This window comes from Flammeovirga sp. SubArs3, from assembly GCF_947387565.1.
Classification (GTDB): domain Bacteria; phylum Bacteroidota; class Bacteroidia; order Cytophagales; family Flammeovirgaceae; genus Flammeovirga; species Flammeovirga agarivorans.
Genome location: NZ_CANDOA010000004.1, coordinates 357,797 through 370,172, shown reverse-complemented (window position 1 = coordinate 370,172; position 12,376 = coordinate 357,797). Strand labels below are relative to the sequence as shown.

The window sequence follows — 12,376 nt, the reverse complement described above, 5'->3', positions numbered from 1 at the left end:
AAGGCACTTTTCTTGATATTGTAGTCATAAAAAATAACAGAAAATGAAACGAACACTTCTTACTACTTTAATTAGCGTATTGAGTGGTCTGGCTGGAGCATTTTTGTACACACAATATATCTACCAGCCGACACCTCAAGAAGATTTCAGTTTTGCATCCAATGTTATTACTGAAGATACACCTATAATACGATCATCAGAAGAAACATCTTCTTATAAGAAAACTATTACTAACGACATATCATCCTTACCATCATTTGCCGAGGCTGCCTCTGCAAGTACAAAGTCTGTAGTCTATATTATCACTTATGTAAAAGGCAGGTATAGTAATAGAAGAACATGGATGGAATTATTTTTCAACACACCATCACAAGGTCAATCAGATGTTGCGGTTGGATCAGGTTCTGGGGTTATTTTCACCAATGATGGATATATCGTCACAAACAACCATGTGGTTAAAGGAGCGAATAAAATTGAAGTGATCTATGATAAAAGATCTTATCAGGCAAAGTTAATTGGTATTGATCCATCAACAGATATCGCTCTATTAAAGATTGAAAAGGACAACCTTCCTGCCATACAGATCGCTTCCTCTAAAGCGGTTAGAGTTGGTGATTGGGTATTAGCAGTAGGAAACCCATTTAATCTAACGAGTACTGTTACTGCTGGTATTGTAAGTGCAAAAGGTAGAAAGATAGGTATTATGAATGATGTATTTCCTATCGAGTCTTTTATACAGACAGATGCAGCAATTAACCCTGGTAATAGTGGTGGTGCTTTGGTAAACATGCATGGTGATTTAGTAGGTATTAATACTGCTATTTTATCAAAAACTGGAAGTTACGCAGGTTATGGCTTCGCTGTCCCTTCAGATATTGTTGCCAAGGTTGTGAATGATCTAAAGAAATATGGAGAAGTTCAGAAAGCATTTCTTGGGGCTAGTATCAAAGAAGTCGATGAAGATATAGCAGAAAAACTTCAATTAACGGATATACAAGGTGTTGTAATCACAAAAATTGAAGGAGGTGCAGCTGAGAAAAACAATCTTAAAGTCGGTGATGTTATTACATCTATCGATAATTTCAAAATTGATTCTGAAGCTGCTTATGATGAACAATTAAGTTATTACGTACCAGGAGATAAGATAACTTTATCAATCATCAGAGAGAATAAAGAAATAGAAAAATCAGTTGTTTTAACGAATATTGACGGAACAACTAATATTTCAGAGAAAAATATCTACGATGCCAAAGAAATTGGTGCTAAATTTACGGCGCTTTCCAAATTGGAGCAATCCAAGCTTGGGCTTTCTACAGGTATCAAAATAGAAGAAGTATCTGACAATGGGCTAATCAAAGAGATGGGTTTAAAGAAAGGAATGATCCTCGTTTCAATTAACAGGTATCCACTTGAAGACCCGAAAGATTTCAGTAAAATTCTTTCAAAAATTAGAGGAAGAGTAATTCTTGAAATTGTCAAAAAAGATTTATCTCACAGGTACTATAGTTATTATTTTTAGATTTAGCATTTAATAAACAAAAACATATTATGTCTAAGGAACACGTAAAAACCCTTATTATCGGGTCAGGTCCTGCAGGTTACACAGCAGCAATTTATGCTTCAAGAGCGAACCTAGCTCCAGTATTATATCAAGGTCCTCAACCGGGTGGTCAGTTGACAATTACAAATGACGTTGAAAACTTCCCAGGTTACCCTAAAGGAATTATGGGCCCGCAAATGATGATGGAGATGCAGGAACAAGCTACTCGCTTTGGTACTGATATCCGTACGGGTTTAGTTACTTCTGTTCAATTAAGTGATAATGGCCCTCATACAGCAGTAGTGGATGAAGAAACAGAAATTACAGCTGATACTATTATTATTTCAACAGGTGCTTCAGCAAAATGGTTAGGATTAGAATCTGAAACTCGTTTAAATGGTGCAGGTGTTTCTGCTTGTGCAGTTTGTGACGGTTTCTTCTACAGAGGCCAAGAAGTTGCTGTTGTTGGTGCAGGTGATTCTGCTTGTGAAGAAGCTCACTATTTATCTAACCTTTGTTCAAAGGTTCACATGATTGTTCGTCGTGATGAGATGAGAGCGTCTAAAATCATGCAAGACCGTGTAATCAAGAAAGAGAACATCGAAATTCACTGGAACTCTGAAACTTTAGAAGTTCTTGGTGGTGATGCTGTTGAAGGTGTAGAAGTAATCAACAACAAAACCAATGAAGAAAGTGTAATCGATGTTACAGGTTTCTTCGTTGCTATCGGTCACAAACCTAATACTGATATCTTCAAGGGTCAGTTAGACATGGACGATGCTGGGTATCTTGTTACTAAACCTGATAGCACAAAAACAAATATTAAAGGTGTTTTTGCTGCGGGTGATGTTCAAGACACTGTCTACAGACAAGCAGTAACTGCTGCGGGTACAGGCTGTATGGCGGCATTAGAAGCAGAAAGATACTTAACAGAGTTAGAAGACTAATTCTGAATTATCATAGAATAAAACGAAAGCGTTATCATAAAAAATATGGTAACGCTTTTTTGTATTTATCGGGGAAGTAAAAAAATACGTTAATCTCGAAGAATACTTAAGTTAATGAATTGTCTTTTAAGTGTTTCTTTAGTATTGTTGTAAGATCAATATTAAATTTATAAGCAAACAGGATTGATCTGGTTTGCTTAACGATGTAAAGTTACCATGTTTTTAAACTTTAAATTATCAAAACAAAAGACTTCGATAGCTATCACATTTTTTTCACTATGTTTACTTTCAAGCAGTGCTAATGGACAAGGCTTTTTCAAAAAGCTGTTTAAAGGCAAAGAAAAAAAACAAGAAAATGTTGCCATAACTTCATTAAATGAAGAGACTGAAGAAGCTATCTCCACTTTCCTACTTTCAAATGGTGAAATTGCGTGTGCTACAGATAAGGCAATTGAAAACTTACCAACACCCTACCAAAGAATTAATCTGAATTCTACTGAGCAATGCCAAAGTTTAGTAGAGATTCAACCTGGAAAATTTGTTGATGCTGTCTATTTAAATGGCTTCGACTATTATAAAAGTTGGGACAACTGGAATGTAAATCCTTACAATATCTCATCTAAAGTATTATCAGATAGTGTAAAGCTTCATTTATATGATTCTACAGCATCAAATACACAATGGGCATACCCACTAGATCAACCACAAAGAGTTACTTCTAAGTATGGTTTTAGAAGGTGGAGGTTTCACCACGGTGTCGATGTTAAAGTTGCTATCGGTGATTCTATCCGATCGATGTTTGATGGTGTCGTAAGAATTGCCAAATACAATAGAAGAGGTTATGGTTATTACGTAATGGTAAGACATAAAAATGGTCTTGAAACTCTTTACGGCCATATGAGTAGATATATAGTAAAAGCAGGTCAGGAGGTTAAAGCTGGTGAAGTAATTGGACTCGGCGGCAATACTGGTAGAAGTACCGGACCACACCTACATTTTGAAATCAGATATCAAGGTTATGGATTTAACCCATCTGATATGGTTGACTTTGCAAACCAAGAAATAGATATTCCTGCAGATTTTGACCTCACAGCGAAAAACTATGAGTTATTAATTGAATCGAAGAAGAGTGTTTATCACCGTATAAGACCCGGAGATTCGTTATGGAAAATCAGCAGAAAATATGGTACTAGTATTTCTAAAATATGCAGACTTAACGGCATGTCGAAGAGAACAACATTACGAGTTGGTCGAACCTTAAGGGTAAGATAAGACTCAATAAAAAAGCCATCGTATTTATCTACGATGGCTTTTTTATTTATTATTGATTAGGCTTATAACCTCTTTCCTTCATTAGATAATGTAAAACACCATCCTTTAACCCAACTCCAGGAACAATGATCTTCTCGGCTCCAGCAATATCCATTACATTTGTATAAATTCTTGCCGCAGGGATAATAACATCTGCCCTATCTTCATTGAGTCTCAGTTTCTTCACTCTTTCTTCAAAAGTAAACTCTTCCAACCAAGCTCTAATTTTCCTAAGTTCGGATAGATAGGTAATCTTATCTTCACTCTTCTTTTGCTTCGAAAGATTAAAAAGCTTATTAATATTTCCTCCAGTTCCAATGGCTATAACTTCTTCCTCTCTGTTAAAATAAGGCGCAGACGACTGCTCGTACCAATGGCGAATAATATCAAACATGTTTGTACGCTCTTCTTTGTTCAATTTACGTACACTACCCATCTTAAATGATCTAGATGCTACCTTAGTTTTATGTCTATATAGATTCAGTTCAGTACTACCTCCACCTACATCAATATGAATTACATTTCCCATTGGGATATATTTCCCTAATGCAAGTGAGATCATTTGAGCCTCTATAGAGCCATCTATGATGTCTACACGCAAACCATCTTTATAGTATACTCTTTCTACTATTTCCTTTCCATTACTTGCTTCTCTCATTGCAGAAGTAGCACATGCGATATAATCATTGACTTCATAAAGATCGAGTAATGTTGCGAATACTCTCATGAGTTTAACAAATTTCTCTTCTGTTGGTCGTAAGATTTTTCCAGCATTAAAAACATCTGTTCCTAAACGCAATGGAAACCTCATATAGTCAATTTTTTTAAAAACTGTTCCGCCAGTTTTACCTTCATGTGTTGTTACAACTTGAAAACGAATGGCATTCGAGCCGATGTCAATTGATGCTAATCTCAAAATAAAAAAATCTAGTTGTAAGAAATGTTATTAGTATTACCTGTTCGACTTATTAGTATTAGTCGTTTAAACCGGTTGCAAAATTCACACCATCTCCAAAAAATATATTCTTGAGGTGAGGTTTAACATAAGAATACAAAAAAAGAGGTATCGTTTCGGATACCTCTTTCTTATTTATAAATAAAGATTACTCAGAATCTGATATTACATAGATTCGAATGATTTCTCACCATGGTAAGCCTCATCAATACCTTCTTCTTCTACCTCAGTAGTAACACGACCACCTTGAGTAAGTAATGCAGACAATTTGAAAATTACAAATGATGCCGCACCAGAATAAACAATAGTTACCACTACAGCTTTTAACTGTACTAATACTTGACCTGGGTTACCATATAAAGCACCTGCTGCTCCATTTACATCAGGGTTAGCAAAAACACCTGTTAGAATAGCACCAACGATACCTACTAAACCGTGGATACCAAATACATCTAAAGTATCGTCGTATCCTAATTTCTCTTTCAATTTCACTACACCGTAGAAACCAACTGCACCTGAAATTAAACCAATAGCTAATGCACCTGATACATCTACATAACCAGAAGCAGGAGTAATACCTACTAGACCTGAAATCACACCAGATGCTGACCCTAATAACGTTGGCTTTTTCTCTTCTGTAAACCACTCTAATAATAACCATCCAATACCACCTGCGGCAGCTGCAACGTTAGTTACCATCATAGCATTTGCAGCAATAAAATCTGCAGCTAGTTGTGATCCACCATTAAAACCAAACCATCCGAACCATAAAAGTGCAGAACCTAATACCATCAATTTAATTGATGATGGCTTATTTGATTGTTCACCACCATGTGATAAACGATTTCCAAGCATTAAGGCTAAAACTAGACCTGAAATACCTGCATTAATGTGAATTACAGTACCACCTGCGAAATCTAACTCGCCATCAGTACTTAAAAATCCACCTCCCCATACCCAGTGGGCAATTGGAGAATATACTAAAGCTACCCAAAGTACCGAAAAGATAATCCAAGTAGAATATTTAACTCTTTCAATGATTGAACCACTTACTAATGCTACTGCAATGGCAGCAAAAGTACCTTGGAACATAATAAATAAGATTCTAGGAATTGAGCCTTCAACATCTGTAATCTTCACATCTGCTAATAAGAATGATGTAAAGTCTCCGATATATGCATTACCTTTTCCAAATGCAAGACTATAACCGATGATGACCCAAACTAATGTACCTGTACAAAATGCTGTATAACTCATACCAATGGTATTCAATACAGTCTTACGTTGTGCTAATCCACCATAAAAAAGTGTAAGACCAGCTGGCGTCATCAACATTACGAGAGCTGTAGCAACCAACATCCAAGCTGTATCACCAGAATTGATAGTACCATCCTGTGAAAAGCCAAGTGTAGGCATAGCCAAAATAGCCACTAACAACGCTAATTTTTTAGCGTCAAAGTTTTTTAACGAAATCATAATTTAAATAGGTGAGTGTGAGTAAATTTATAATTTATTGTCACAAATTTAATAGAATGACAATTAAAACTCCAAATTTTACAACAAATAAAAAAATAACAACGGATTGAAATTAATCTAAACAACCGTAAAAACATTAAAAAAAATACTTATCAGGGTGTTTTTTTAAGCAAATTGCAGGAAATAATATTTTTTAGATAAAATTAAAGTCAAAAACACAACTTGATAATAAAAAAAGACCCTATTCCGCAAGAATAGAGTCTTTTTTTTAATTTCTCCTGTCAAAACCAGCTACTTTTTAAGGTGCAAGTCTAGATTTCAACCATTCACCTTGTTCGTTTAACTGATATTGGATTCGATCATGTAATCTTGAAGGTCTGCCTTGCCAAAATTCTATACGTGTTGGTTTTATTGCAAAGCCCCCCCAATGTTCGGGCCTTGGGACATTTGTAATAAATTTTGCAGCATATTTAGCAAATCTTGCTACAATAACATTTTTTGAATCTATTTGGCTACTTTGCTCTGACGCCCACGCTCCTACTTTGCTTTTATATGGTCTAGAAGCAAAATATTTATCAGACATTTCAGGAGATACTTTTTCTACTGTTCCTTCAACACAAACCTGTCTTTCTAATTCAGGCCAGAAAAAGTTCAACGCTGCTTTTTTTGTTTCTTGCAAAGACTTCCCTTTCCTACTATTATAATTAGTATAAAAAACGAAAGCTTTGTCTTCAACACCTTTTAATAATACTGTTCTAGATGAAATACTTCCTTCCTTTGACACAGAAGCTACATTCATTGCTGTTGGCTCATGCACTTCAGCACTAATTGCTTCTTCTAACCAAATTTCAAATTGTTTAATTGGATCATCCAAAACATCAGATTCATTTAGATCTTTCTTTGAATAATCTAAACGTATGTCTGCAATTTTTGACTTCATGATATACTATTATTTGCTTGTCTCTTTTACGCCACAATATAATGTTGCAATACGATTAGCACACAACTCCCCATCCATTGCCGCAGATGCTATACCTCCTGCATAACCTGCACCTTCTCCACAAGGAAACAACCTTTTTATCTGAGTATGTTCACAAGTTTCTTTTTCCCTTGGAATTCGAACAGGAGATGATGTTCTACTTTCTACTCCTACAATTTGTGCTTCATTAGTCAGGTAACCTCTCATTTTTTTACCAAAATCTTTAAAGCCAAATTTTAAACGGTGAGCAATCGCCTGAGGTAAAACTTCCCTCATGTCTACTGATAACAAACCAGGCTGGTAAGATGTTTCGTTTAAATCGTTAGAAACTTTACCATTTATAAAATCACCTAATCTTTGTGCTGGAGCAACTTGAGTACCCCCTGCTACTTCACAAGCTTTTCTTTCAACTTCCGCTTGAAATTCCATAGCTGCAAGTTCTCCATACTTCTTAATATAAGGACCGAATTCATCATCATCGACACTGACTACAATACCTGAATTAGAGAACTGAGAATCTCTTCTCGAAGGCGACATCCCATTTACTACCACTTCTCCTGGTGCAGTAGCGGAAGGAACGATAAATCCACCTGGGCACATACAAAAAGAGAATACACCTTTCTTTTGACCTTTGTATCCAACTTGAGACACTAAAGAATAAGCTGCTGCTGGCAGGTATTCTCCACGGTCTCTATCATCTAAATGGTATTGAATTTTATCTATTAAACCTTGAGGGTGTTCAATTCTAACACCTAAAGCAAAAGGTTTTCTCTCTATTTCTACTTCTTTTTTCTGAAGAAGTCTAAAAATATCTCTTGCCGAATGTCCTGTTGCTAAAAGAACTGCTTCTCCTTCAATTTTATCACCTTGTTGGGTTACAACTCCTTTTATTTCATTTCCAGAAATAATAAAGTCTTCAACTCGAGTTTCAAAATGTACTTCACCTCCAGCATCTAAAATACTCTGTCGCATTTCAGCAATCACCTTAGGCAATTTATTTGTTCCAATATGTGGATGAGCATCTATTAAAATTTCTTCACTTGCTGAGTGAGCAACGAAAATTTCACAGATTCTCCTAAAGTCTCCCCTCTTTTTTGATCTTGTATACAACTTACCATCCGAATAGGTACCTGCTCCACCTTCTCCAAAACAGTAGTTTGAATCTTCGTTGACAATATTCTTTTTATTGATATTCGCCAGATCTCTTCGTCTCTTTTGAACATCATTACCTCTTTCAATAATGATAGGCTTAATACCTAATTCTAAAAACCTTAATGCTGCAAATAAGCCTGCAGGACCGGCTCCAACAATGACCACCCTTTTAGCATCACTAACGTTTGGGTAATCTTTTTTATAAGAGATATTTAATGTAGGAGACTCATCAACAAAGATTTCAGCTTCAACATTTACTTTCACTTTTTTCTTACGAGCATCCACAGACCTTCTCGTCATACGTACAGTAGCGTTGGCTTCTCTGTCAACCTTTTCCTTTTTAATTACATATGATTTAAAGTTATCCTCATCGAAAGCTACATGTGGAGGAACAACGTATTGTGAAACTTTTTTCATTAAATGGATGATATTTATTCTTCAACAAACTGAATGCTACAAAATTATACAATAAGAAGTTAGGAAGTAGCACACAAAAGATCATTAACAAAAAAAGCAGGCCATATCATTAGCCTGCTCCCTTATTAAATTAACAAAGTACTATTAGTTTACTTTTTCAGATAACTCTTGTACTTTTTCATAAGCATCTTTTCTACCAGCTTCAAAAGATTTCTTATAAAGTTCTAAAGCTTCAGCATAAGTCGCTTTCTTTTTCTTTGGAGCTAATTTTGTTCTATTTGCAGCTTCTTCAAGAGCTTCAGCTTGAGCATAATATGCATCTGCCTCCGTCTTTTTCGCTTGAACCATTAACTCTTGAATTCTATTTTTCTGAAGAGCAATCTCTTCGTTATTTTTTTGAATTTCAACTTCTTGATCTGACAGTTCTTTTGCTTGTAAATCAACTGTCTTGATCAATGCTTTATTTTCTGACTGTAATTTCTCAACTCTCTCTTTTAGATCTGCAATTTCTTGTGTCTTTTGATCAAGTTGTTGTCTCAGTTTTCTGATTGTATTTGCATAAGCACTATTTTTTGCATTTGATTTTGCTAAGCTTGCTTCCATTTGTTCCATGCGTTGCTCAGACTCTTTCATGTATGCATCAATAGCTCTAATTTTCTCTTCATATGTTTTTCCAGAAATACCTTTCTCCATATCGATATATAAAAGGTTTCTAGAAACATCGATTGAATCAATCAAAGCACCTACTTCGTCTAATGTTTCCGCAGCGGCCTCAGCTCTAGCCAAATCTTCTTGCAGCTTTGCATTTGCAGCTTTTAATTGATCATTTTCTTCTTGTACACCACATGAAGAAAAAGTAAATGAAGTTGCTGCTAGAACTAAAAATAACTTTAATGTATTATTGATTTTCGATTTCATAAATATTAATCAGTTCAAATTTCGCTTATTAAATGTTACGACAAATGTAAATGCTTTTACAATAGTATCAAAAATAGATGATTCAATTCGTAATTTATAATGAAATACTAACTATTAATACATCCATTTTACAATACTTTTACATACATTTGCATTTGAAACAAAACAAACAACCGGGCGATTGATTTTTGTACCATTAATCCTAATTAAACCAAAGGATACTTTTTTTATTGACGTCATTTATCATTCCTAAATGAAAAAAACTAAAATTCTTAGAGTGATTGCAAGGTTAAATGTCGGAGGACCGGCAATACATACTGTATTATTAACCGATCAAATGAATGATGATCACTACGACACTAAATTAGTTGCAGGGCATGTACCTAGTAATGAAGGCGACATGTCTTATTTAGCTAAAGAAAGAAACTTAGAGGTCCACTACTTAAATCACCTTCAAAGAGAACTTTCTCTTAAAGATGATTTAAAATCCTTATTTGACTTATTCTCAATAATAAGAGAATATCAACCTGATATTATTCACACACATACCGCAAAAGCGGGCTTTATTGGAAGAGCCGCAGCGATAGTCGCGAACTTTTTTTCAAAAAATAAGGTTAAGTCTGTACACACTTTTCATGGCCATGTCTTTCATGGATATTTTTCGCCAATGAAAACAAAGTTGTTTTTAGGTATAGAAAAATTTTTAGCAAAGTACACAGATACTATTATTACAATTACTGAAAAACAACAAGAAGAAATACTTAACCTGGGCATTGGAAAAAAAGCTCAACACAAAATGGTACCTTTGGGGTTAGACCTCAAAAGGTTTTACACTAACACTAATAATAACTTTCTACATGATGAATATAACATTCCAAAAACCTCCAAACTTGTAGGGATCGTTGCAAGGTTTACACAGATTAAAAATCTAAAAATGTTTATTAGAGTTGCCAAACTAATCAGTAATGAAAAAGATGATGTCCATTTTTTCATGATTGGTGATGGTGAAGATCGTGACATGCTTGAAAGCTATGCAAAACAAGAAAATATCGATCATAAGATTACATTTACCGGATTTTTAAAGGATTTACCTAGCATTTATGCCAGTTTGGATTTAGTTTTGCTTACTTCTAACAACGAGGGCTCACCAGTATCAATTATTGAAGCTATGACATCTGGCACATGTGTGGTTTCAACCGCTGTTGGTGGAGTTCCAGATTTGTTTTCTTCTTTTGGTAAACGCTACTTAGTTGGTCCCAATGAGGACGAGACAATGAAAGATGCCGCTGTTAGAATATTAAGCTATGAAGATGATAAAAACCTGTTTATCAGAGAACACAAAGAATCTACTTATCGTAAATATAACTATGATCGTCTAGTCAGCGATCTAAAGATGACTTACAAAGAATTAACATGAATCAGTCAATATTATTGCTCAGCCTAACTTTTGGTGCCATTATATCATTTATTGTCACTAGAATTTTGATTAAGCAAGCAATTAAGTACCAAATAGTAGACAAACCTAGAGCGGATCGTTTTCATACGAAAACAACAGCTTTAATGGGTGGAATTGCTATCGTAGTATCGTTTATCGTTGTGGCAACTTTATTACAACTACTACCAATAGCATGGTCTGTTATAACATTATTAGGCACTATAATCTCTATTTATCAACTATTTAATAATAGAAGAGTTAGAGCTTATATCTCTTGCGTAACTACAATTATTGCAGGAGTAGCCACATTATTTTTCCTTTATGGAGAAAATGTTTTCGATCAGAAAATAGCATGGCTCTTTACAGGTGCGATGATTGTTTTCTTCACAGGAACATTTGATGACAAATCAAAAGCAATGGAACCAAAAGTGAAATTGTTTTTCCAAATTACAGCAGGAGCAATAGCTATTTTAATTGTTGGCACTGCCAATTTCTTACCTCCTGTAATTAGTGAAGTTTTTACATTTTTCTGGATCATTGGGGTAATTAACGCACTGAACTTGATCGATAACATGAACGGCCTATCGCCAGGTATTGCTGCATTTACAGCACTTGCCTTCGGTCTGTTTTCTATCGTGTTATTCAACAATCACGACACTGCATTACTAAGCCTTGCATTAGCAGCTGTACTGTTTGGTTTTTTACCTAACAACTTCCCTAATGCAAAGATTTTCATGGGAGACTCTGGCAGTATGTTCTTAGGCTATATTTTATCAATGCTTGGAGTAATGCTTTCTTGGGAGACTACTTCTATTGATATTTCAATCATTACACCAATTTTATTATTGGCATATCCGATTTTTGATGTGACATTTGTTACAATTAATAGAATCAGATCAGGAAGACCTATTTATGTTGGAGGAAAAGATCATTCTTCTCACCTGCTAGTGAAATATGGATTTTCTCCTAAATATGCAGTAATGATGTTGTATGGATTAAGTATTATCACTTCTTTCATTACGTACTACATCAATACACTAGACTTAGGTTATGCAGCAACAGCAGTCTCAATCATCCTATTTACTTTCATCATTTTAGGTTTTATACTCACAAAATTACATGACAAGGAGTACATGCCCAGTGAAGAAAAAGAAGAAGTTATTGCAGGACAAGAAATAGAAGATATTACGAACATTACGAATATCACTCCTAATGTTTCTAAGAAATACAATAAGGTTCAATAATA

10 protein-coding genes are annotated in these 12,376 nt (G+C 34.9%); 5 read left to right on the top strand and 5 right to left on the bottom strand.

Going from position 1 to position 12,376, the window contains the following annotated elements; genetic code table 11:
- The first annotated feature begins 43 nt into the window (after positions 1-43).
- The 3 genes from QL232_RS13835 to QL232_RS13825 all read left to right on the top strand — a co-directional run bounded on the left by QL232_RS13835 (position 44) and on the right by QL232_RS13825 (position 3,759).
- On the top strand, positions 44-1,519 hold the full coding sequence (locus tag QL232_RS13835) for a trypsin-like peptidase domain-containing protein (protein ID WP_281614542.1): 1,476 nt from the start codon (positions 44-46) through the stop codon (positions 1,517-1,519).
- A gap of 29 nt (positions 1,520-1,548) precedes the next feature.
- Positions 1,549-2,487 carry a thioredoxin-disulfide reductase gene (gene trxB / locus QL232_RS13830; RefSeq protein ID WP_281614541.1) on the top strand — a complete coding sequence of 313 codons (939 nt, stop codon included), beginning with the start codon at positions 1,549-1,551 and terminating at the stop codon, positions 2,485-2,487.
- 216 nt (positions 2,488-2,703) lie between these two features.
- Complete coding sequence (locus QL232_RS13825; protein ID WP_281614540.1) at positions 2,704-3,759, top strand: M23 family metallopeptidase; 1,056 nt, start codon at positions 2,704-2,706, stop codon at positions 3,757-3,759.
- A 49-nt stretch (positions 3,760-3,808) separates the two neighbouring features.
- Here QL232_RS13825 and QL232_RS13820 read toward each other — a convergent pair whose 3' ends face one another.
- The 5 genes from QL232_RS13820 to QL232_RS13800 form a co-directional block, all read right to left on the bottom strand.
- Positions 3,809-4,714 carry a phosphatase gene (locus tag QL232_RS13820; protein WP_168881654.1) on the bottom strand — a complete coding sequence of 302 codons (906 nt, stop codon included), beginning with the start codon at positions 4,712-4,714 and terminating at the stop codon, positions 3,809-3,811.
- Between the two features lie 204 nt (positions 4,715-4,918).
- On the bottom strand, positions 4,919-6,229 hold the full coding sequence (locus QL232_RS13815; RefSeq protein WP_168881655.1) for an ammonium transporter: 1,311 nt from the start codon (positions 6,227-6,229) through the stop codon (positions 4,919-4,921).
- Between the two features lie 298 nt (positions 6,230-6,527).
- Positions 6,528-7,169, bottom strand: a complete 642-nt coding sequence (gene pdxH, locus QL232_RS13810; RefSeq protein WP_281614539.1) for a pyridoxamine 5'-phosphate oxidase — start codon at positions 7,167-7,169, stop codon at positions 6,528-6,530.
- Positions 7,170-7,178: 9 nt separating this feature from the next.
- On the bottom strand, positions 7,179-8,777 hold the full coding sequence (locus QL232_RS13805) for an FAD-dependent protein (protein ID WP_281614538.1): 1,599 nt from the start codon (positions 8,775-8,777) through the stop codon (positions 7,179-7,181).
- Positions 8,778-8,921: 144 nt separating this feature from the next.
- Positions 8,922-9,695: a hypothetical protein gene (locus QL232_RS13800; protein WP_168881658.1), complete on the bottom strand. Its 774-nt coding sequence runs from the start codon at positions 9,693-9,695 to the stop codon at positions 8,922-8,924.
- A gap of 253 nt (positions 9,696-9,948) precedes the next feature.
- Between QL232_RS13800 and QL232_RS13795 the strand changes: the two genes are divergently transcribed.
- Both QL232_RS13795 and QL232_RS13790 read left to right on the top strand, forming a co-directional pair.
- The gene (locus QL232_RS13795) at positions 9,949-11,112 is read left to right on the top strand and encodes a glycosyltransferase (protein ID WP_281614537.1); all 1,164 of its coding nucleotides are present in this window, start codon (positions 9,949-9,951) and stop codon (positions 11,110-11,112) included.
- Positions 11,109-12,374, top strand: a complete 1,266-nt coding sequence (locus QL232_RS13790) for an MraY family glycosyltransferase (protein ID WP_281614536.1) — start codon at positions 11,109-11,111, stop codon at positions 12,372-12,374. The genes QL232_RS13795 and QL232_RS13790 overlap by 4 nt, the downstream gene beginning before the upstream one ends.
- The last annotated feature ends 2 nt before the right edge of the window (positions 12,375-12,376 follow it).